Annotated in this window: 22 protein-coding genes and 1 pseudogene; 12 read left to right on the forward strand and 11 right to left on the reverse strand. The window is 57.8% G+C overall.

Annotation, left to right across the window (positions count from 1 at the left end; translation table 11 throughout):
• Positions 1-18: 18 nt before the first annotated feature.
• Complete coding sequence (locus tag KTQ42_RS22805) at positions 19-1,035, reverse strand: LysR substrate-binding domain-containing protein (RefSeq protein WP_217347907.1); 1,017 nt, start codon at positions 1,033-1,035, stop codon at positions 19-21.
• A 347-nt stretch (positions 1,036-1,382) separates the two neighbouring features.
• On the reverse strand, positions 1,383-1,760 hold the full coding sequence (locus KTQ42_RS22810) for a hypothetical protein (protein ID WP_217347908.1): 378 nt from the start codon (positions 1,758-1,760) through the stop codon (positions 1,383-1,385).
• On the opposite strand from KTQ42_RS22810, the gene KTQ42_RS22815 reads away from it, so the two are divergent.
• The 7 genes from KTQ42_RS22815 (at position 1,759) to KTQ42_RS22845 (ending at position 7,128) form a co-directional block, all read left to right on the forward strand.
• Complete coding sequence (locus KTQ42_RS22815) at positions 1,759-1,944, forward strand: hypothetical protein (protein WP_217347909.1); 186 nt, start codon at positions 1,759-1,761, stop codon at positions 1,942-1,944. The two genes, KTQ42_RS22810 and KTQ42_RS22815, sit on opposite strands and share 2 nt — an antisense overlap.
• A 264-nt stretch (positions 1,945-2,208) precedes the next feature.
• Positions 2,209-2,589 carry a tautomerase family protein gene (locus KTQ42_RS22820; RefSeq protein WP_217347910.1) on the forward strand — a complete coding sequence of 127 codons (381 nt, stop codon included), beginning with the start codon at positions 2,209-2,211 and terminating at the stop codon, positions 2,587-2,589.
• A 93-nt stretch (positions 2,590-2,682) separates the two neighbouring features.
• Positions 2,683-3,075 carry a hypothetical protein gene (locus KTQ42_RS24160; RefSeq protein WP_249223068.1) on the forward strand — a complete coding sequence of 131 codons (393 nt, stop codon included), beginning with the start codon at positions 2,683-2,685 and terminating at the stop codon, positions 3,073-3,075.
• Positions 3,076-3,351: 276 nt separating this feature from the next.
• Positions 3,352-4,191: a FadR/GntR family transcriptional regulator gene (locus tag KTQ42_RS22830; protein WP_249223069.1), complete on the forward strand. Its 840-nt coding sequence runs from the start codon at positions 3,352-3,354 to the stop codon at positions 4,189-4,191.
• A 70-nt stretch (positions 4,192-4,261) separates the two neighbouring features.
• Positions 4,262-5,236 (forward strand): TRAP transporter substrate-binding protein, encoded by a 975-nt coding sequence (locus KTQ42_RS22835; RefSeq protein ID WP_349292195.1) that lies wholly within the window; start codon positions 4,262-4,264, stop codon positions 5,234-5,236.
• A 65-nt stretch (positions 5,237-5,301) separates the two neighbouring features.
• Entirely contained in the window at positions 5,302-5,814 is a 513-nt protein-coding gene (locus KTQ42_RS22840; protein ID WP_217347912.1) for a TRAP transporter small permease, read from the forward strand.
• Positions 5,815-5,841: 27 nt separating this feature from the next.
• Complete coding sequence (locus tag KTQ42_RS22845; protein ID WP_217347913.1) at positions 5,842-7,128, forward strand: TRAP transporter large permease; 1,287 nt, start codon at positions 5,842-5,844, stop codon at positions 7,126-7,128.
• 446 nt (positions 7,129-7,574) lie between these two features.
• On the opposite strand, the gene KTQ42_RS22850 is transcribed toward KTQ42_RS22845, so the two are convergent.
• From KTQ42_RS22850 to KTQ42_RS22875, 5 genes are all read right to left on the reverse strand, one after another.
• Positions 7,575-7,850: a hypothetical protein gene (locus KTQ42_RS22850; protein WP_217347914.1), complete on the reverse strand. Its 276-nt coding sequence runs from the start codon at positions 7,848-7,850 to the stop codon at positions 7,575-7,577.
• A gap of 746 nt (positions 7,851-8,596) precedes the next feature.
• Positions 8,597-9,328: a GntR family transcriptional regulator gene (locus tag KTQ42_RS22860; RefSeq protein WP_217347916.1), complete on the reverse strand. Its 732-nt coding sequence runs from the start codon at positions 9,326-9,328 to the stop codon at positions 8,597-8,599.
• The gene (locus KTQ42_RS22865; protein WP_217347917.1) at positions 9,325-10,551 is read right to left on the reverse strand and encodes an amidase; all 1,227 of its coding nucleotides are present in this window, start codon (positions 10,549-10,551) and stop codon (positions 9,325-9,327) included. Before KTQ42_RS22865 ends, KTQ42_RS22860 begins: the two co-directional genes overlap by 4 nt.
• Positions 10,548-11,495 (reverse strand): polysaccharide deacetylase family protein, encoded by a 948-nt coding sequence (locus tag KTQ42_RS22870; RefSeq protein WP_217347918.1) that lies wholly within the window; start codon positions 11,493-11,495, stop codon positions 10,548-10,550. The genes KTQ42_RS22865 and KTQ42_RS22870 overlap by 4 nt, the downstream gene beginning before the upstream one ends.
• Positions 11,496-11,509: 14 nt before the next feature.
• Entirely contained in the window at positions 11,510-11,950 is a 441-nt protein-coding gene (locus KTQ42_RS22875) for a nuclear transport factor 2 family protein (protein WP_249223070.1), read from the reverse strand.
• Positions 11,951-12,144: 194 nt separating this feature from the next.
• Here KTQ42_RS22875 and KTQ42_RS22880 point away from each other — a divergent pair, with 194 nt between their 5' ends.
• The 3 genes from KTQ42_RS22880 to KTQ42_RS22890 are packed head-to-tail and all read left to right on the forward strand — an operon-like array spanning position 12,145 to position 16,798.
• Positions 12,145-13,329 carry an ABC transporter substrate-binding protein gene (locus KTQ42_RS22880; RefSeq protein WP_217347919.1) on the forward strand — a complete coding sequence of 395 codons (1,185 nt, stop codon included), beginning with the start codon at positions 12,145-12,147 and terminating at the stop codon, positions 13,327-13,329.
• A gap of 50 nt (positions 13,330-13,379) precedes the next feature.
• Entirely contained in the window at positions 13,380-14,255 is an 876-nt protein-coding gene (locus KTQ42_RS22885) for a branched-chain amino acid ABC transporter permease (protein WP_217347920.1), read from the forward strand.
• Positions 14,252-16,798, forward strand: coding sequence for a branched-chain amino acid ABC transporter ATP-binding protein/permease (locus KTQ42_RS22890; RefSeq protein WP_217347921.1), 2,547 nt, complete (start codon positions 14,252-14,254; stop codon positions 16,796-16,798). Before KTQ42_RS22885 ends, KTQ42_RS22890 begins: the two co-directional genes overlap by 4 nt.
• Positions 16,799-16,935: 137 nt before the next feature.
• Here KTQ42_RS22890 and KTQ42_RS22895 read toward each other — a convergent pair.
• The 3 genes and pseudogenes from KTQ42_RS22895 to KTQ42_RS22905 all read right to left on the reverse strand — a co-directional run.
• A pseudogene (locus tag KTQ42_RS22895) lies at positions 16,936-17,448 on the reverse strand (sulfurtransferase); the annotation flags it as partial.
• 169 nt (positions 17,449-17,617) lie between these two features.
• Positions 17,618-17,968, reverse strand: coding sequence for a hypothetical protein (locus KTQ42_RS22900; RefSeq protein ID WP_217347923.1), 351 nt, complete (start codon positions 17,966-17,968; stop codon positions 17,618-17,620).
• 376 nt (positions 17,969-18,344) lie between these two features.
• Positions 18,345-18,737, reverse strand: coding sequence for a hypothetical protein (locus KTQ42_RS22905; protein ID WP_217347924.1), 393 nt, complete (start codon positions 18,735-18,737; stop codon positions 18,345-18,347).
• Between the two features lie 76 nt (positions 18,738-18,813).
• Here KTQ42_RS22905 and KTQ42_RS22910 point away from each other — a divergent pair, with 76 nt between their 5' ends.
• Together KTQ42_RS22910 and KTQ42_RS22915 are read left to right on the forward strand one after the other, a co-directional pair.
• On the forward strand, positions 18,814-19,110 hold the full coding sequence (locus KTQ42_RS22910; RefSeq protein ID WP_217347925.1) for a hypothetical protein: 297 nt from the start codon (positions 18,814-18,816) through the stop codon (positions 19,108-19,110).
• Positions 19,097-19,726 carry a YiiX/YebB-like N1pC/P60 family cysteine hydrolase gene (locus tag KTQ42_RS22915; RefSeq protein WP_217347926.1) on the forward strand — a complete coding sequence of 210 codons (630 nt, stop codon included), beginning with the start codon at positions 19,097-19,099 and terminating at the stop codon, positions 19,724-19,726. Before KTQ42_RS22910 ends, KTQ42_RS22915 begins: the two co-directional genes overlap by 14 nt.
• 895 nt (positions 19,727-20,621) lie before the next feature.
• Here KTQ42_RS22915 and KTQ42_RS22920 read toward each other — a convergent pair.
• Entirely contained in the window at positions 20,622-21,263 is a 642-nt protein-coding gene (locus tag KTQ42_RS22920; RefSeq protein WP_217347927.1) for a hypothetical protein, read from the reverse strand.
• Positions 21,264-21,481 lie beyond the last annotated feature (218 nt).

Consider the following 21,481-nt stretch of genomic DNA (forward strand, 5'->3'; position numbering starts at 1 on the left):
ACCATGACTGCGGGTAGCCTATCCCGACGCATTACTGGTACCCCCTGCCAATGCACTCGTGTCTTTGCTTCGATCCACGTTTAAATCCGCTCCGCTCGGTTCGGAAAAAACCAGCGTGGCCAATTGCCCGGTTGTCTGTTTGACCTCCGCGATGAGCCACTCACGAAAGACAGCGACTTCTGGGCGAGTATTCGGAGAGGCCTCGATCAGCCAGTATGCATAGTCGCTGTCCTTAGGTGATACGCTATGCATGGCAATCAGCCGTCCATCGAGGAGCATGGGAAGAACAAGCGCAAGGCGCCCCAGCGCCACTCCCTGGCCGTTGACAGCCAACTGGACCAGTTCGCTATAGTGGTTGCATTGCAGATAGCTTTTTGGTTCTGCATAACTGATTCCGGCATGCGCGAGCCAATCTGGCCAGCGCAGCCAAGGCAGCGAGCCGCGCTCGTCATATTCAAGCAATACCTCGTTCAACAATAACCTGGGATCGTGGAATGCCCGTGCGGCAATAGCTGCGTTTGCAATAGGAATGATGCGCTCGTTAAAAAGCTTCACGGCGCCGACCGGCACGTCAGCGTCGCGAGCATAGCGAATTGCCAGGTCGATCCCCTCCTGCCGCAGGTCCAGGATGCGGTTGTTGGCCGCAACCCTGATATCAATGTTCGGATTGGCTTCCTGAAACGTCGCCAGCTTCGGCAGGATCCACAAGGCGGTCACGCCGATCGAAGCGGTGATCGTCACCGGGGGTGAGCGACCATTCCTCCGGGCCGATTCTGCGAACTCGGCAAGTTGGTCCATCCACGGCGAGGCCAGCATCATCAAGCGCTTTCCAGCTTCGGTCAATGCAATGGACCGGTGCTGGCGCACCAGCAGCGAGGTGCCCAGATATTCTTCCAACAGCCGGATCTGTCTGCTCACCGCCGATTGCGTCAGGCAGAGATCATTGGCCGCCTCGGTAATACTCATGCGCCGTGCGGTAGCGACAAAGCCACGCAGCGCGTCCAGAGGCGGCAGGTGCAGCAAGGAACTGTTCATAGGCGGTGTTTGCCTGGGTCGGGATTGATGTCATAGGAATTCCGATACCTTACGGCAAGCAGAGGCCGTTGGAAAGAGGCGTTGCAGTTACAGCAGCATAGACCATGCAGATAGGAGGATCGGGTTCTAGGCCGGGATCGTCGCCTGTCCGGCTCCTTCAATCGGACGAGCGATGAAGGCATAGGCACGGCGAGAATTGACCGCCCCAGGAATTAGTCGAAGCAATCCAGTGCACTGCTGACCGATTGCGGCCATCCTTAGCAGAGTTAACAGGAAAGCAATGCGCCAACCGCTGGGATCCAGTCAGCTTCCTGGACTGCTTCGGACTGGCTTGCTTAACTAGGCTTTCATTGCGCAGCGATGGATCGCCTGCTCTTCAGATTCTGGAGCATGTCCTTGCGGGTCGGTTTTATCGTTTCGTTGGGTGCGCAACGAAGCTCGGAGCGGCCAAGCAGGAAGTCCAGGCTTATCCGGCTCTGCTGCGCGGAGAAGACGAATAACTGCAGGGTGGCAGCTTCGACGGCGATGATGATCGATGCTTTCGCGTTCTGTATAAGCCGTCGATCGCCAGGCTTGGCCTCGATGTCGATCGGGTTATCCAACTGGGTAATCCAGAGCGCTCCCGATTCACACAGCACTTCGATTTCCAAGTCATCAGGAAGTGTGACAAGCGAACCTTCAGCCAATCCTATCCGGATTGGCGAAACAAATTTGGAACGTGACATGTCAATCCTCCTTGGTTTGAGAGCACTGGCAGGCAAGCGCTCCATGCACCGATTAAATGAAACAAACGCTTTGCCCTCAAGCGACTTTTTCGAATGGAATGCATGCCTGGAAAACATGGCAGACGTGTATGCCAGAACTTGGCATGCGCCACTGATTGAATGCACCCGCCATATTGGCGGCTAGCACCGGCCCGGACCATGACGAAGATGCCGGCTCGCATGCAAATTCGTCATGGGGTCCATCAATAAATGTCGGTTGAGCGAGGAGGGCTTCAACGATTCAATAGCAAGCTGCTGAAACAGAAATGCACCAATTCGGCCAGAGGCGGGGACGGCTGCTACTTAGCGCATGCAAATGCGCGTCCCTGGCAATCACTGGCAAAAGCAAAGCAGGAACAGACCGGCGATCAAATATGAACCCTAGTCCACACCAAAAAAAGGAGGAGCCATGCCCTTGATTACATTGACTGTTCAAAAGCCGAAGACATCGCAGTTCAAGGATCAGGTCTTTTCAGCCGTACACGAGGCGCTGGTCGCCGCCGGTGTGCCGGCAACCGATCGGTTTCACCGGGTCCTTGAACTTGAAGCGGAGAACTTTTGCTTCGACCTGAACTATCCCGATTTAATCCGCCCAAGAACCGAGGATTTTGTTTTGATCGAGATTTTGCTTTCGCTGGGCCGGAGCGTCAAAGTCAAGAAGCGCATTGTGGAAGACGTCATCGCCGCATTAACAGGGCAGGGGTTCGACCCGGAAAATATCATGATTACTTTTGTGGAAACCACCTGGGAAAACTGGTCATTCGGTGGCGGGCGATTCTTTTACATGTAGTCTTTCACATTGTTGAACCACACGCAACGCTGCTTCCTCCCGTTGCCGGCATGGTCGCGCCCCGTTCATTGCTCGGACGGCACGATTTCGCTGATGGCCTGCATCACTTTTCCAGCCGGCGCCAGCCTTGCTGGCGGAGTCGAATGCGAGGCGCAGGTGAGTGCGCTGCACTCCATTGATCGCGTGCTCCAGGCGTCTGCCTTCGGCCGTAAGCGACACCAGCTGCACCGTCCTGTTATGGCTAGACGGGCTGGAATCGATCAAGCCTTCCTCGCGCAATTGCCGCATCGGCCGATGCAGGGCCTGCTGGGATATTTCGAGGCGATCGGCGATGTCGCCAACTGCAATGTCGCCAGCCTGCGCAATGACGAACAGGATCCAGTTGTGAATGCGGCTATGCCTGGCGAGTTCCGCGTCGTGCAGGTTGGTCAGCGCCCAAAATGCGATATGAAAGAGCCAGAAGTCGGCATTGAGGTCGTCAGGTAAGTCATGCGCCAGGCTGCTGCGCCGCCCGTCTTTCGGTTGATCAGGTTAGGCCTATACGATCGGCAATGAGAAGCATCTGGCCGGCTTCTGGGCGAGGCAGGTACATTGCAAATGGCTCCTGTTCGTCGGTGACAATAAGCCGTTTTTGTTGGCACCCATTGGGTCCGATGAGTATGGCGTGTAAGCCGTACCAGCTGCCGAGCTTGCGGCCGCTCGGGTCTGGATTGAGAACGTTGGCATCCACTTTTCTCAGCCGGCCTTAGTCCAAAGGCCAAATTGAAAAACGGCAAAAAAAGTTATATGATAAGCAGATATCATATATTAAGTTTCGTGATGGCTGACCTCGAACTAACGGAAATCCGCCCACTAGTGCGCGTAAAAATGCCTGACTGGGTGACGCAATCGTTGTCGGAATTGATACGAGGCGGGTCTTATCTTCCAGGAGCGCGCCTTCCGTCCGAAGCACAAATGTCGCGCGATTTTGGCGTTAGCCGCACCGTCATTCGCGAAGCCGTTTCCCGCCTCAAATCTGAGGGCCTAGTCGAATCCCGGCAGGGGAGCGGCGTGTTCGTTCGAGAGGCGGGAGCCGACATGGCATTTCGCATCGCACCGAGCAAGGTTGGTTCGATTGAGCACTTGCTGCATGTCGCCGAATTAAGGAGGTCCGTAGAGGCGGAAATTGCTGCGCTGGCAGCTGAACGCGCGACAGCAAAACAGATTGATGAAATTGGCATACGGCTTCAGGCAATCGATGCCGATGTAGCAAAAGGCGGGAATGGGGTTGCGGCCGATATCGAATTCCACCGCAGCATCGCGCGTGCAACAGGTAATCCGCACTTCCTCGCATTGTGGGATTTTCTAAGTCATTTCTTAAGTGGAACGATCAAAATTACACGTGCGATCGAAGCTCAAAAAAAAGAAACCGTTGACCAAGTCGTCGCGGAGCACCGGGCCATTCACGAGGCAATTTTCAACAGGGATGTGGAAGCAACGCGTGCAGCTGCACGAAAGCATATCGACATGTCTTCGACTCGCATTCGCAATATACCCCCTGATTTTTTACTACCTGCGGAAAACACCCTAGGCGGGGCACCGTTGTCAACTCCACCAACTTGAACCAAACTCATCTTCAATCCTTCATCAGTCCTTTTAACATCAGAAAACCAGGAGACCTTGCATGAAATGTATTCGATTCAGCACCCTTGCGCTCGCCATTTCCGCTTTGAGCGCGAGCTTCGTTCAAACCGCGTCCGCGCAAACGACGATGCGCATCAGCGTCTCTACTGCACAAAATTCCCATCAGGGTGTGGCAATCGACACACTGGCAAAGGAAGTGGAAAAGCGTACGAACGGGCGCTACAAGATCCAAACTTTTTATTCTGGCTCGCTGGGAGCAGAACGTGAGGCGACGGAGGCGGTGCAGTTAGGAACACAGGATTTAACTTGGACATCTACCGGCCCAATTCCTAATTTCGTGCCAGAAACGAAGATTTTCGATGTGCCCTTTCTCTTTCGTGACTATGCACATGCCCGCGCTGTACTGGATGGTCCGATCGGACAGGACATGCTGAAAAAATTCGAGCCCAAGGGCTTTAAAGCCCTGGCATGGGGTGAAAACGGTTTTCGGCACATGACGAACAACAAGCGCCCAGTGGTCAATCCGGAAGATCTGCGTGGCCTGAAGCTGCGCACCATGGAAAACCCGGTTCATATTCAGGCCTACAAGGGCTTCGGAATCATTCCGACACCGATGGCATTTACCGAAGTGTTTACGGCCATGCAACAAGGCACTGTGGACGGTCAGGAAAATCCTCTGTCTGTTATCGTTGCCAACAAGTTTGAACAAGTGCAAAAACACCTGAGCCTGACCGGGCATGTCTATTCGCCCGGCGTCTTCTTGATGAACAAGGGCGTGTTCGATAAGCTTGCTCCCGCTGATCAGCAAGCGTTCCTGGAAGCGGCCAAAGTGGCTGCCAAAGCCAATCGCGACCGCGTGGACGCTGATGAAAAAGTTGCGGTGGCTGACTTGCGTGGGAAGGGAATGCAAGTCGTCGACAAGATCGACAAGTCCAAGTATCAGACGACACTGACGCCGGTATTTGCCGAATTTGAAAAACAGTTTGGTAAGGCCAACCTCGACAAGATTCGAGACTTTAAGTAAGCGTCAAGACCGAGCCCCTCCTTAGCCCCGCTTGTTGCGGGGCTTCCACCTTTCTTGGAGCCAGCATGAGCAAGTTCGAGCAAGCGTTCCTTGCCGTTAATCGTTGGATACTTATTTTTTTGTTAGCGGCGATGTCGGTCATCGTGTTTTTGAATGTGGTCATGCGTTATGTGACGGAAGCATCCATTCCCTGGTCGGAAGAGGTCTCGCGTCACATGATGATCTGGCTTACTTTTCTGGGTAGCGGACTGGTACTGCGCAGTGGCGGGCATATCGCTATCGACAATTTGCAAGATGCGCTTTCCACCAGAAACGCCCGCATACTGCGCGTCATCGTCTTTCTGCTGATGGTGTTTTTCTTCGGCATCCTGTTTTACTACGGCTGCATTTATGTCAGCCGCACCATGATGCAAACGACGGCTGCTACTGAAATTCCTTTTGGCTATGTCTATCTCGCAATGCCAGTCGGCCTAGCGCTGATGCTGGTTCATTTGTTCCTGATCGCCCGAAACTGGATCTTGCATCGTGAATTCGTCGCGGATGAAGATTTTGATGCAACCGCAAGCGCTTCACTATAAAAGTAAAAGAAAGCGATCAATATGAGCATGAGTCTGATTCTCGTTATTTCGGCGTGCCTGCTTTTGGCCATTGGCATGCCTGTGGCATTTGCGCTTGGGTTGGGAACCTGTCTTGCAGTGCTAATCACGGGCAAGTTTTCGATGATCGTGGTCCTAAAGGAAACCTTCACTGGCATTGATAGCTTCCCATTGATGGCCGTGCCCTTTTTCATCCTTGCTGCCGAATTGATGAGCGGAGGATCATTGACGCTGGTGCTGTTGCGTTTCGCCTCGCAATTCGTCGGGCATAAACGCGGCGGCTTAGGTTATACGAATATCGCGTCGCTGACTTTTTTCTCCGGTATTTCAGGCTCAGCCTTGGCCGACGCTGCGGGCCCGGGATCGATGATGATCAAAATGATGGACAAGGCCGGTTATGACCGCGCGTATGCCGGCGCCCTGACGGCATCGACTGCGATTGTCGGTCCCATCATTCCGCCATCGATTATCATGATCATCTATGGATTGCAGGATGAGCGCGTATCCATTGCCGCACTGTTTGCAGCAGGATTTGTACCGGGGATATTGATTGCCTTGGCCATGTCGGTCGTCAACTGGCGCGTGTCCAAAGCACGAAACTATCGCGGGGATGGCTATTTCCCTCCTTGGAATGAAGTCCTCAGTAACACCCTTAAGGCAATACCGGCACTTCTGCTCCCCGTCCTGATACTCGGCGGCATGCGTGCCGGATGGTTTACGCCGACCGAAGCGTCGGTCGTGGCAGTCTACTATGCATTGATTTGCGGCAAATGGATTTACCGCACGCTAGAATGGAAAGCCGTTCCCCATATCTTAATTCGGTCGGCGCTACTGACCGCTTCGGTACTGATCATCATCGGGTTTTCTGCGGCCTTCGCCTGGATATTAACCGTCGAACGCGTGCCGCATGAAATGGCGACCTGGATTACCCAGTTCAATCTCTCCCCGTGGATGCTGCTCATTGCAATCAATATCCTGCTGCTGGTTTTCGGAATATTCATCGAGCCGCTTCCTGGAGTAATGGTACTAGTTCCGATTCTTGCGCCCGTCACAGCAGCAGCTGGCATCGACCCCATCCATTTTGCAATGGTTGTCATTGTCAATCTGACGCTGGGAATGATTACACCGCCAGTCGGGGGGCTATTATTTGTAACCTCCAATGTGGCCAAGATTCCGCTGCCGGATTTAACGCGGGAACTCAAGCCATTTCTAGTCGCTCACGGTATTGTATTAATTATGCTTACCTTTATCCCATCGCTGTCAACCGGGTTGCCACATTTGCTTGGTTTTAAATAGATCAAAAAGAGCCCCGGTCGGGGCTCTTTTTGCACAGCCTTGCGTCTTGAACGGCGTGCGCAGGTCAGTGGCTGCAGCAGCGGTGCCAGCGCTTCAAGAATGTCTCGGGTTTCGACTCAGAGTCCCGGGAGGCTGTTGCTGCCGTACAGATAATTGGGTAACCACAAGGTCAGCCCTGGCCACACATACATCAAGTCCATGCAGACGATCACGATCAGCATATAGGGCATCATGCCAGCGGATATCTGATGGAGCAGCCGGAGAAATTCATGGACTTGTTGGAAGGACGGTCGGCGAAGCAAGGTGGCGAGAAGTAGCGCCGGCGGTTTCAGTAGTCTGGTCAATCTCTATAGAGCGATTGATTTTCCAATAAACCTGTTAGCCATTTCTGGTTTGCGCCTGTTAGGTTGCGCAGTTGGCGGTCTGCGGTGTTTTAAGCAGCCACCTTAATGTCCGTGAGCGGCAGGGCAGCCTTTATCGACCGTAACGGCGAAGGATAGGGTCAACAGGAATCCCCCAGATACCAATGCCTTTGCTTGCGCAGCCTTTTCCAATGTCTGATATTCAACAGGTGCGCTTGGCAGCGCCACCGCCCAGCCGCTCAGCAGCATCCATGCACTCAGATCTCCGCCGTTTGAGCTGCAACAGAGAATAAGACTGCCATCAAGGTTCGTGGCTCGCGGCGTGCAGCAAACAAAATTGCCAAATATCTTGAAGTCCAATGCTATCGCAGCCCTTGGCTCGCAACGTACCGGGCGGACGAATGTAAAGCAGCTTTCCGCGGTGGGAGGAACGTAGATGCCATAGAGCTAAATAGCACTACTCTGCCAAGTAAAAGAGGAGGATTTCTGGAAGGATCTCCATGAATTCCGTAATTCCAGCCGGAACCGACTGGCATGCAGATCTCCGAGAATGGCTACAAGCATTTCCGGCAATGCTTAAACGTTCCGAGCAGCGCTGCCGGGCGCCAGTCTATCTGCAAGGACTTTTAGGCGTCGGCGCCCGCAATAGTGTCGAGCCAATGGCCGAGCGGAGCTGCGTTGCTCATATGGGCAGAGAAGGGAAGGGTGCACCATAGAGAAATCCGTGAAACCCTGCCTCGGATAGTAGAGATCTCCTTAGACACCGCTTACAAGTTCATGGCTACATATCACCGCGAAGACGAGTGTGCGCGCATTTTTGTCAAGGGGGTACCTGATGTGCTCCTTTCCCGCGGCAGCGACATTCTAGGGGGAGTAGGCTTTGCAGCCGCTTGATGGCGAGGCATGCCACGGGATCAAATCCGACTATGCGATGCTTGCGCAGAACGGCCTACGTGGATTGATAATTGCCTCCCGAGCTATTCCTGCTTCCGCGTTTGAAAAAAAGGCCGACCTATGTGACTGGACGCGCGAGTTTGCGCCTGCAACCCAAAACAGACGCCGTATCGGAACGCACTCGTGACATGCAAGCCCAATTCACACCATCCTCATTCCACCCCCAGCATGCGCGCCAGGCTATTGCCCGGTTTCTGTACCACCAGCCGGATGCGCTGCTCCAGTTCCTGCAGATGCCCGTCCATCGCCTGCACGGCGCCGGCCTCGTCGCCACTGGCGATGCAGTCGACGATGCGTGCATGTTCGTCGTGCTCGCAACTGGCGTGGCCGCCTGGCTCATGCAGGGCGACGATCAGTGAGCAGCGCGACAGCAACTCTGACAGGTACCGATGCAGGATGGGGTTGCACGCCAATTCCGCCACCCGCAGATGAAAGCTGCTGGCCAGCCCTGCCCATTCCGTCTGCTTCCAAGTGTGCATCACCGCATGTTCCTGTTTGAGGTGCCGGCGCAGCGCGGCGACGTCTTTCTTCGTCGCTCGCCTGACTGCCAGCACAAGCATTGATGCTTCCAGCGTGCGGCGCGCCTCGAAGATCTCGTGCATCTCTTGCGGCGTGGGCATGGCGACGATCGCGCCACGGTTGGGTCGCAGTTCAACGATGTGGTCATGGGCCAGCTTCTGCAGCGCCTTTTGCACCGTGGTGCGGCCGACATTGAACAGCTGGCACAGGGCCGCTTCCGGCAGTTTGGTGCCGGGCGCAAGCTGCTGGTTCATCACGCGCTCGAACACGGTCTGGTAGATATGGCGCACCATCGCGTCGGATCCGCTGGCCAGGTCGTCCGGGCGCGGAAGGGGAGACGGTATGTCGGGTGGTGATTTGCTCATGATTGCCTGCTATCCTCCTGCAGCTGCTGCCATATCGATGTTGCCAGCTCCACCAGGGCCAGGTCGCTACCGGCCGGTCCCAGTAGCGATATCCCGACCGGCAGGCCGGTGGTGGAAAAGAAGGGCAAGCTTACCTGCGGCAGTCCGGCCAGTCCAGCCACGCAGGTGATGCGGAAGGTGCGCGCGCGTACTGCGTCGACTTCGGCGTCGGAAGCGTCCAGTCGCGGCGCGACACTGGCCGCGGAGGGCAGCACTGCAACGCCGTCCTCCCCCAGCAAGGCGCGCACCGCGGCGCGGATCTGGGCCTGCTGCGCCAATGCCTGCGCGCCGGTATTCGCTGCGATGTCCCTGGCAGCGGCAAAACGCGCTGCCACGGCGGGGCTGAAATACGGTTCATGGGTGGCGATCCAGTCGCCATGGGTCTGCCAGGCTTCCAGCGCGGATACCGTGATATAGGCCTGGCGCCAGTTATCCAGCTGGTCCACGCCACCGCTGGCGGCCAGGGTGCGCTGCGCGGCACGGCCGGGCGCTAGCGCCTCGAACACCCGCAGCGCTGGCACATGGAAGACGTCGTCCGCCTCGGCCAGCGCGTCCTCCAGCAGCAGCGCGCGCCTGAAGCTGAATGGCGTGGCTGGCAGCAGGGCCCGCGCTACCTTCAGGAAGGTGGCGGCGTCGTGCGCCAGCCAGGTCGGCGTATCGAAGCCGGGGGCCAGCGGCACCAGTCCGTCCCGCGACAACAAGCCATGGCTGGTGCGTAAGCCCCAGACACCGCAATAGCTAGCGGGCACCCTGGTGGAGCCGCCGGTGTCGGTGCCGAGCGCGAAGTCGCACAGGCGCGCCGCCACCGCCGCCGCCGAGCCGGACGACGAGCCGCCCGGTACCCGCCGCGGCGCTGCGCTGTTGATGGGCGTGCCATAGTGCACGTTGTCGCCATTGATGCTGTAAGCCAGTTCGTCGGTCAGCGTCTTGCCGACCAGCGTGGCGCCGGCTGCCAGCAACTGCTCGACCAGCGGACTATTGTGGTTGGGGATGGCATGGCTTGCCAGCCAAGCCGGGTTGCCGGCGCCGGTTGGATAGCCGGCCACATCGAACAGATCCTTTACCGCGAACGAAAGCCCTGCCAGCGGCCCGGATGGCGCGCCGTCGACGAGGAAGTGGCCATGTGGCACCCAGGCGCCAACATGGTCTTCTATCGGAAACATGCTGTTCTGTTGCGCGTTCATGCAGGCCTTTCGCTGTCAGTGATGTGGAATGGGGCCGCGTGCGGCAAGTCAAGCTGATCGACGTAGCCGCAGATCGCGCCTGGCGTTGCAAACCAGATGCGTCCCTGGTCGCGCGCCTGGGCGATGTGCTCCAGCGCGCGCCGCAGGTGACGCAGGCGATACGGCTGGCCGACCAGGTAGGGATGCAGCGCGATGCCCATCACCAGCGGCTCCCTGCGCGACTGCTCCAGCATCTCATCGAAGTTGTCGACGATGAGCTGGGCAAAGTCCTTGGCGTCCATCTGACGCGCCACCAGCATTGGGATGTCGTTGACCTCCTGCGGATAGGGTATGGACCACAGTGGCTTGCCGCTGCGGGTTGTCATGCGGACCGGCTGGTCGTCATGGCACCAGTTCAACGTATAGCGGTAACCGCTTTCGGCCAGCAGGTCGGGGGTGACCCGGCTTTCGGATATCCAGGGCGAGAGCCAGCCTGCCGGCGCCCGGCCACTGCTGTGCTGCATGCGCTCGCGGCAATGCATCAGCAGCGCTAGTTCGTCAGCCTCGGCCAGTGTGCCCTGCTGACGAGCATTGGTGTGGCCGTGACCGATCAGCTCGTCGCCGCGCGCGGCCACGGCCGCTACCAGCTCCGGGCAATGGTCGTACAGCGCGGTATTGATCAGCGCGCCGGTCGGCATGCCCAACGTGTCGAACAGGTCCAGGCAGCGCCAGGCGCCGACCCGGTTGCCGTATTCGCGCCAGGCGTAGTTGAGCACGTCGGGCTCGGGGCAGACCGGCCCCAGCCGCGCGCCCAGCCCTTCGCCAAAGGCGAAGTGCTCGATGTTGAAGCCTAGGTAGACCGCCAGCCCGGCGCCGTTGGGCCAGCGGTAGCGCGGCCGGTCGCGGATGCCGGAATAGGGAAAGCGGCCGTGGCAGGGCAGGGCGGGGAAGTTGCTTGCGTTCATCGCGTCGTCCTCATTCACGACTGCGCCAGGCCGGCACGTTCCAGCAGCCATTCCGCGCTGTCGTTCCAGACATCCATCCGGGTGATCAGGCCGTGGGTCACCACGTACCGGTCGACATAGCGGTTGCCCTCGAACGGCGTGCCATCCGGCCATGCGCCATACAAGGTGCCGCGACTGTAGACCACCGCATGATCATTGCTGGCGCCGCTGACGACTTCGGTCGCCTCGATGCGCTTTTTCACCCAGGCATAGCGGACCGCATTGAACGCGGCGCATTGCGCCGGATCGCGCATTTCGCGCCCGCCGGTGAAGCGGATCAGAAGTTCGGGCGAGACCAGTTCGCGCGCCGCGTCGGGGTCGGGGATCATCAGCCGGCGCAGGTATTCATCTACCACCGCCGCCGCAGAGAGCAGCGCCTGGTTCCCGTCCATGTCCACTGTTGGTGCATGCTGCATTGTTTTCTCCATGTCCTGCACTTTCATTGTGCTTGCCCTTCCTGTTTTCACTCTTTCCATCAGGGCTAAAAAAGAATTGCCGCTGATGGAAGGCCTGGATTGTCGGCAAAATGCCGGCAATTTTGCTGCGATGGCATAGCCCTTGCATAAGTCATGCCGACATCGTTTCCTTCACTTTCATAAAGGGTGGCACCATGATTTCATTCAAGCGTCGGACCATCATCGCCGCATGCATCGCGGTATTAAGCGGCGTCTCCATGACAAGCGCACAGGCTGCCGACACCATCAAGATCGGCCTGGTCACTGCGTTATCGGGCCAATCGGCGCAGGCCGGTGAAGCCATTACCCGCGGCCTGTCGGTGGCGATCGACGAGATCAATGCCAAGGGCGGCCTGCTAGGCGGGCGCAAGGTGGAGCTGGTCAGCCGCGACGATGAAGGCAATCCGGCCAAGGGCGTGGTGGCCGCGCGCGAACTGATCTTCAAGGAAAAGGTGGCGGTGCTGTTCGGTGGGCTGGATACGCCGGTGTCGATGGCCATCGTGCCGATCGCCAACCAGGAAAAAGTGCCATTCATGGGACCGTGGGCGGCGGGCACCGGCATTACCAAGAATGGCGCGAATCCAAATTTCGCCTTCCGCGTCTCGGCTGTCGACGAGATCGTGGACAAGGGCATGCTGGCCTATGCCCAGAAGACCTTCAAGTCGGCCAAGCCGGGGATGATCCTGGTCAACAATGCCTGGGGCGAGTCGAACGAGAAAGGACTGGTTGCGGCGCTGAATGAAAAAGGCATGAAGCCGGCCGGCATCGAGAAATTCGAGGGCAGCGACGTCGACGTGGTGCCACAGCTGAGCCGCCTCAAGGCAGCCGGGGCCGACGCACTCTTCATGGTGGGCAATGTCGGGCCTTCCTCGCAGGTCGTGAAATCGCTCGACCGCATGGGCTGGCGGGTGCCGGCGGTGTCGCACTGGGGGCCGGCGGGCGGCCGCTTCACCGAGCTGGCCGGTCCGAACGCAAAGCATGTGCATTTCGTGCAAACCTACAGTTTCTTCGGCAAGCAGTCGCCGGTGGGCGAGAAGGTGATCGCTGCGCTGAAGGCCAAGTATCCGGCCATCAAGGGGCCGGACGACATCACGCCGGCGGTCGGCGTGGCCAATGCCTACGACGGCATGCACCTGGCGGCGCTGGCCATCGCCAAGGCCGGCTCGACCAACGGCCCGGCGGTGCGCGAAGGCTTTTACAAAATCGACCGCTATGAAGGCCTGATCAAGACCTACGTCCAGCCATTCAGCCCGACGGTGCATGACGCGCTCAGCGAGAACGATTATGTCTGGGCGCAGTTCATCGACAACCGCATCCTGCCGGTAGGCGTTTCCAACTAGGTCGGTCGGCCGCATGCCGGCCGCCGCATCGTTATTGAAAGGAGCTGACCATGCTGGGATCGGCGCTGATCAGCGGCATCGGGCTGGGTAGCATGTACGGCCTGATGGCGCTGGGTTTCTACATCACCTACGCGGTGTCGGCCACGGTCAATTTCGCGCAGGGCAGTTCGATGATGCTGGGCGCGGTGCTGTGCTTCGCCTTTGCCCAGACGCTGGGCCTGCCGATGGCGCTGGCTGTTGCGCTGGCGCTGCTGCTGTGCGCGGCCTATGGCCTACTGGTGGAGCGCATCGCGGTGCGGCCGTTCGCCAGCCGCGGCTCCAACGCCTGGCTGATGTCGACCGTTGCACTGGGCATCGTGCTCGATAACCTGGTGATGCACACCTTCGGCAAGGAGCCGCGCAGCCTGCCTTCACCGCTGGCGGTGACGCCGGTGGAAATCGGCGGCGCCAGCCTGGGCATCTATCCGCTGCACCTGCTGATCCCGTTGCTGGGCCTGGCATTGGCGGCGCTGCTGCACACGGTATCGCGCCGCACCCGCTGGGGCACGGCCATGTTGGCGGTGGTGCAGAACCGCGGCGCCGCGCAGCTGATGGGCATACCGATCAGGCGGGTCGTGGCGGCCGCGTTCGGCCTGTCGGCGCTGCTGGCGGGCATTGCCGGCGTGCTGATCGCGCCCTTGTTCAATGTGAATGCCGACATGGGAACGCTGTTCGGCATCAAGGCTTTCGCGGTGGCCATCCTGGGTGGCATTACCAGCGCCTGGGGCGTGATTCTGGCCGGGCTGCTGTTCGGCGTCGCCGAGGCGCTGATCACGGCCACCGTGGGCTCGGGCTATACACAGATCATCACGTTCGCGCTGGTCATCGCGGTTCTGTCGCTGCGGCCCAATGGGCTGTTCGGACGGGCGGAGGTAAGGAAAGTATGAAGAACCCCTCGATTGCGGTCGCTGCCGCCAGGCCGGCCGCGCTACTGGCGTTTGGCCTGGCTCGTCCATGGCAGCTGGCATGCGCAGTGCTGGCGCTAGCGCTGGCCTTCGGCCTCGCGCTCAACCTCAACAGCTATTACGTCTTCGTCATCGCCAGCATCGCGCTGACTGCCATCGTCGGCGTCGGTCTCAATGTGCTGCTGGGGCTGACGGGGCAGGTGTCGTTCGGCCATGTCGGCTTCTATGCGATCGGCGCCTATGCGGTCGCGATACTCACCACCAGGCTGGGCTGGAACTTCTGGCTGGCCTGGCCGGCGGCCGCGCTGATCGCCGGCGCCTTCGGCGTGCTGCTGGCCTTGCCGGCGTTGCGCGTGAAGGGTCCGTATCTCGCAATGATCACGATCGCCTTCTCCTTCATCGTGCAGCATGTAATCGTCGAGATGCGCGGCGTCACAGGTGGCCAAAACGGCATCATGGGCGTGGCCGCGCCGTCGCTGGGCCTTGGCTTGGGCAGCGAGCAGACCGTTGCCCTGCTGGCGCTCGCCACCGCCGCGCTGCTGCTTGCCGGCTATGCCTGGCTGGCGCGTGGTACCTGGGGAGCGGCGATGCGCGCAGTCAAGGACAGCGAGACCGCGTCCGAATCGATCGGCATCAATCCGCTGGTGCTCAAGACGGTGGCCTTTGCGCTGTCGGCGCTGCTGGCCGGCTTGGCCGGCGGCCTGTTTGCGCCGCTGTCGGGCTTCGTCACACCGGACAGCTTCGGCTTCATGCAGTCCATTCTGTTCATGCTGGTGGTGGTGGTCGGCGGCGCCGGCTCGGTGGCCGGGCCGCTGGTGGGCGCGCTGGTGGTCGGCCTGCTGCCGGAAATGCTGTCGGCCCTGGCGGAATACCGGCTGCTGTTCTTCGGCGGGCTGCTGCTGCTGGTGCTGTGGCTGGCGCCGGACGGTATGGTCGGCGCGCTGCGCGACCTGCTGCGGCGCCTGCGGCCGGCAACGGCGGCGCCAGCCTATGCGCCGGTGAGCGCGGACCTGGCCTTGCCGGCGCGCCAGCGGCGGACGCTGGCGGCGCGCGACCTGGGCATGGTATTCGGCGGCGTGCGCGCGGTGTCAGGCCTGAGCTTCGATGTGCCGCCGGCGGCGGTGACGAGCCTGATCGGGCCCAACGGCGCCGGCAAGACCACCGCGCTCAACATGCTCAGCGGCTTCTACCGGCCGAGCGCCGGCGGCTTCACGCTTGGCGGCCGCGCGCTGGAAGGCCAGGCCTCGTTCCGGGTGGCGCGCAGCGGCATTGCCCGCACCTACCAGACCTCGCAATTGTTCGGCAGCCTGAGCGTGGAAGACAATGTGGCGCTGGCGGTGTGCCGCGGCCGCCTGGGTTCGCTGCTGGGAGCGAAGCGCTACGCCGCGCCGCAGGTGCGCGCCTTCACGCGCCAGCTGCTGGCCTATTGCGGCTATCTCGGCGCGCTCGACCTGCCGGCCTGCGGCCTAGCGCATGTCGACCGGCGCTTGGTCGAGATCGCCCGAGCGCTGGCGGCCGACCCGGACGTGCTGCTGCTGGACGAACCAGCCGCCGGCCTCTCTGGCGACGACAAGCACAAGCTGGGGCGGCTGTTGCGCCGCATCGCCGATGCCGGCATCAGCGTGGTGCTGGTCGAACACGACATGGCGCTGGTGATGGCCATCTCCGACCGGCTGGTGGTGCTAGACGCGGGCCAGCGGCTGGCGGTCGGCACGCCGGCCGAGATCCAGAACAATGCCGCGGTGCGCCAGGCCTATCTGGGCGAGGCGGCAATGCTCGACGGAGACGCGGCGCGGGTGCGCAGCGCGGCGAACGCGCCGGAAGTGCTGGGCGTGGGCCAGCTGGTGACGGGCTACGGCGCCGAGCCGGTGCTGCACGGCATCGACCTGCAGGTTAGGCGCGGCGAAATGGTGGCGCTGCTGGGCGCCAACGGCGCCGGCAAGTCCACGCTGATGCGCGCGCTGGCCGGCCTGCAGCGCCCGGTGCAAGGCGGCATTCACTTCGAAGGGGCTGACCTGACGCGGCTGCCGGCCGAGGCCATCGTTGCGCGCGGGCTGGTGCTGGTGCCGGAAGGCCGCCAGGTATTCGGCGAGCTGTCGGTGCTGGACAATATTCGGCTTGGCGCCTTTCTCGATCCACGCGACATGGAGGCTAGGGTTGAACAGATGCTGCAACGCTTTCCGCGCCTGCGCGAGCGGCTGCATCAGCGCGCGGGCCTGTTGTCCGGCGGTGAACAGCAGATGCTGGCGGTGGCGCGCGGCCTGATGTCGCGGCCGCGCATCCTGTTACTGGACGAGCCCTCGCTAGGCCTGGCGCCCAAGGTCATTGCCGAGCTGTTCGATGCGCTGGACCGCCTGCGGCAGGAAGACATGACGATCCTGCTGGTGGACCAGATGGCGGCGCTGGCCCTTTCGCTGGCGGACCGCGCCTATGTGATCGAAGGCGGGCGCGTCGTGGCGCAGGGTAGTGCGGCCGAGATTGCGGCGGACGAGGCGTTGGCGCAAGCCTATCTTGGCGGGCACTGAAAGGGATGTTAGTGATGCAGTGAAGCGGGGCGGCGCGTACCAATGCCGCCTCGGAAGCCGCTTCACGAAGCCAGGCTGCCCACCTCAGCGGTTTCGGCCTTGCCTTCCGCCCTGGTGCGATTCGGGCAGGACGCGCCCTACACATACAGCAGCGGCATCTGCTCGCGCGGCCCGATCACGGCGCGACTGGCATAGCACTGCAGGGTAGGCGTGGCTTCCAGCTTCGGGTTCAAGGCGGTGCGGCGGTTAAAGACGACGCGGTCTCTGGTGTAGTGGTCAACGCAGACTTCCTTGAAGTACATAAGGATGCCGCCTTCCAGCTGGTAGACATGGTCGTAGCCGATGTTTTGCATATGAATCGCGGCCTTCTCGCAGCGTACGCAGCGGGTGCAAAAGGTGACTACGATCTTGCCGGCCAGTTCCTCGCGATGCCGCGCCACCACGTCCGGGAAGTTGCTGAATTTCTCAATGCGGTAATCCAGGGTGTCGTTGAAGGTGCCGACATTGACTTCGAAGGCATTGCGGGTGTCCATCATCATCACTGGCCGGCCTTCGTCATGCCACAGGTCCAGCCAGCGCTTCAGGTCAGGGGCCGTCACCGTCGGCGCCCGACCCAGCTCGGGCTTATACGGTACTCCAAGAAAGACAAGGTAATAGGAAGTGCGACGAAAGTCTATTGCAACTGAAGAAGGCCGAATATGAGCAAACTTGTTTTAGTAGAACAGAGTAATTGCTATATGGAAAAACGCTGGTAATCTGGTTTATGTAAAATTAAGTACTAGCTAATATTTTACCTAAATTTACTTCACTCCCCGTTGGTCACGCATCAAGGTCATATATTACTTTGCCCGCCTGGAAAGTTTCTGTTTGTACAAACCAGCGACGCTCAGGCAGTTGTAAAAGTTTTGAAGTGTGCCTGGACCGCTGCCTTAGCATGTGCACGCGTTTCATAATGCTGCCGATGCCAATGTAGGCTGGAACTGTCTGCTTACTAAGATCGGTTACAAGCTCAAGCGCGAAGGCTGTCATCTCGTCAAGATTGATCAATGGAGCTCTAACATTAAAGAAACGCAGATGGCTTTGCGCGTCTTGCCTACCATGCATGATCGAGACACGCACGCTGCTCAACACATTGTGCAGTAAGAAATTTTTTGAAATTGACAGCGGCATGACAGTCGGTCTTTTCCGTAGACGATGTGCAAGCCCAGAGCTCGTCGCTCTGGCTACGAACTGAGAAGTAGGAAGCTCTCGCCTTCAGGCGGGAGAGCAGTCACAGAGCGGTTAATCGCTGCACGAAGCCGATGCGCCTCCCTTTGTTGTATTTTAGTCAAATGTTCTTCAGTAAAGTCATTAGTGTACCAAGTGCCATTTGAATTTCCGCATTGAAAGTTGTAACGTGGAGTTGTTGGTATAAAGACATTATTTTTGGGAGCGGAATGGCCCCGCTTTTTCGTCAAAGCAAACAGCACTGCATAATAGGATAATGAATAGCGCGAATTCAGCCATGCACGCACGACATGGGAAGCCGGCTGTCGAGAAACCCACTTCAGCGCCGCTTCGTCCCCTGCAATTCATCTTCCAGCTGGTGACCTATACCCTTGCCGCCTTCGCCCTGGCCACCATTACCCTTGTTGGCGTCAAGGCCTGCCTCGAACAAGTAAAGCCTGGCACGCCCCGCGCTGCGCCGACGCAGGAGCATGCCGGGCTGCCTGACTTTGCTGATAAACTTGTTCATGCCTGCTGGCAGAGACCGCAGATCACACTGCTTGTCATACCGGCTGCCCGGTGTATTGCTCTTGCCGGCATGGTAGTACAGCATCTCGCAGGCACTGCCGGTGCCGGCGCACTGATGAAGCAGCTTGGAATAGTTGTGGCGAACGCCACCGTAAATTGCCTGCAAACAGTCGTACGGCTTGGCGCGCCGGTCTGGCTTGTCCATACACGCGGCGTCAGGATGTTTTCGCTGTCTTGACACCGCCTGACGGACTCGTAAAACCGGTGTAGGATTATCCATTATGCAATCTACGACTTATGCAATGCCTCCCTCTGACCACCGCCCCGACGAGCGTGCGGTGGAGAAGGCAATGCGCAAGAACAATAATGAGGTGTACACCACTGAAGCCAGGGTCACCAGTGTTACCTGCGAACTCGATCTGCTTATTGCCCAAACTAGCGACAACCTCGAATTCCACCTGTCGCCGCCATATCTACCTTCTGCCGTGGAAAATTTCTCAGAAGGGCAATTGCTCAAGATCCAATACAGGGGGCAGCTTGCGCCCAAAGTTTTGAAGGTTGAAATTGCTGGCAGTTGAGTTGCCTTCATTTAATAACGCCCTATTTCCGGGCAACGCACCACCCGAAACGAACGTGCCGTCCGACTGGCCGGTATGGATGTGCCCGAATTTCACTGACTGGCTGCCGGGTGACATCGTGCTAATACGCTCCCGGGGTAAGTTAAAAGACGCGGCGATCGTTGTTGCCCAATCATGCAGTTTAAGTTCTGCCACCCGCGCCGGCCGCCACTTTGTCCATGCGGCTATGTATGTGGGCAATGGCGAAATTGTCGACATCACAGCAGCCGGCGCAGCACAACGTTCGATCTGGACATACTGCGAGCATCATGCGATCACCTTGCGCCGCTTCCCTGGCCTAGATGCCGCGGAGCGCAGCCGAATCGTTCTGTTCGCGCTGAACCTAGCCACGCAGGGCCAATCGTATTCATGGTCGCAGCTGGTCACATCCAAGCTGGTGCCGGGCACCGAGCCACAAACAGATGCGCTGTATTGCAGCACTCTGGTTGGCCTGGCGTACCAAAAAGCAGCTGGCGTTCAACTCCATGCACAGCGTTTCTATAAGCCCCTGTATCCAGGCACTTTGGCCGAACACAATGGACTCGATATGGTGCCTCTGGAATGGCGGCCGGTCTGATCGGATAGCGGCCCCGTGTCACTGCCGGAGTAATACTCCCCACCTTGTGACTCGGGATTGGTATTAGAGAAAACTCGCTTCACGACCGGTCTCGGTGCCCTTGGTCACGCTCACATTAATCATGTGATCGGCACTTCGAGACTAGTGCAGGCGTGGCGTTATCTCGCTGTAGACTTTTGTTTTAAGCTTCTTTCATTCCCTTGCACTTTTAGTTGAGCGAGCGGGCGCGGCACCAATGGAAGTAGAAGTGCTTGAAACCAACGAAAGCAGTCGAGCCGATTATATACACACATAATTGCGAAGAGTGGAATGCTGCTTTTCAGCTACCTCATCTCATAGCAACGCACATGAGAACTGCGTTTTTCTTGAGACCGTGCGATGAATTGTCTTTAGTTGTTGCGGAAGTTTCCTATGTCTGCAGCATTACAAGCAATTTAGCCATAAAGTGATATGAAAATTCAAGGCATCGGCGCAAGGACGCCACTTATCCTTGGTAGCACTTCAGTAGTGTAGCTCGACTTTGAATCGCGCTGAACTGAGTTAAAAGGTCCGCAATACGGCGGTAGCAGACATCTCGATTCACTGCGTACTTTTTGACCAAAATCGAATGATTGTTAAATGAAAAAAAGGAGGTTATATAAATAAAAACAGCAACGACTTCAAATAAATTTATGCCTTATCCTAAGCATAAAAAATTTTTCCAAAAAGCTTTCTAGCTGTGACAAGCTATATCCATCAGAGATATTTTAATAAATAAAGATAAGCACAAATCGCATTACAGCCAATAAATAATGCTTAAATTGCTTTTAGCAAAGCCCTGTTTTGACAAAAAGTTTTAAAATAAATATTGGCTGAGTTTACGTAGTAATAGAAATATATGAAAAACTACGTCTCATCAATAAACTCCTACCTCGTCAGGCAACGGCCATGTTTTTTTTATCCGCTTAAGTTGTGAGTTTGGAATCAACGAAGATAAAGCATCATAGTTAAAAGCCATATAGACATTTGCGGGATTAAGAAGCTCACTTGCTCTTTCATATGCCGCCATAAGCGCCTTTCTTTCTTTTGACCCAAAAAAAACTTTTTGGAAATCTTTTACCCTAGGCTCTATCACGTATTTAAAATGATCGTCTCGCATATCTAAATGTTGTTGATAATTTAAGCCATAGGTATCTATTGAAAAGTTGCCGATCTGACTTTGATTGCGAGGTCGAGCCCACCACTGACTTTTACTTCCGGGTGGTCCCACAGTTTCTAACTGAAACACAATATGGCTAACCGGGTTAATGCTGGACCCTGGATCTAATAGCAAAGCCATTTCTTGTCCCGGAACGGGTTTCTCAGCTGTAAGTGATTTAGAGCCTACGGCAAGTGGAAATTTGTCATTTTTTGAGGAGCGATTGCAGTTAGGACACGCATATAGAAGATTTTCCCAAGTAAATGCTAGCCACCAATAGCCATGGGTTAGGCTGCAACCTGGAAGGCGACTAGCTGAGGTTTTCGGGCGGTAGTGCTCAACATCATTATAGTCTTTCATAACCTTCTGTTCGCAATAGCAACATTTATAGAATTGAGCTTTCCACAACTGTTCGGCGACGGCCCGGTACCCTTCTATTTCATGCGACGTAGGCGCGCGTCCTAACCTACGAATAGCTGCGAGCTTAGAAGTACGAATTTCTTTAAAAAAATCTGGTTCGGCACCTCGTTTAACTAATATCAAAAATTCCTCCATTGTTTTGGATATTATTTTTCCCC

Origin of the sequence: Noviherbaspirillum sp. L7-7A, from assembly GCF_019052805.1 — a bacterium.
Lineage (GTDB): Bacteria > Pseudomonadota > Gammaproteobacteria > Burkholderiales > Burkholderiaceae_D > Noviherbaspirillum_A.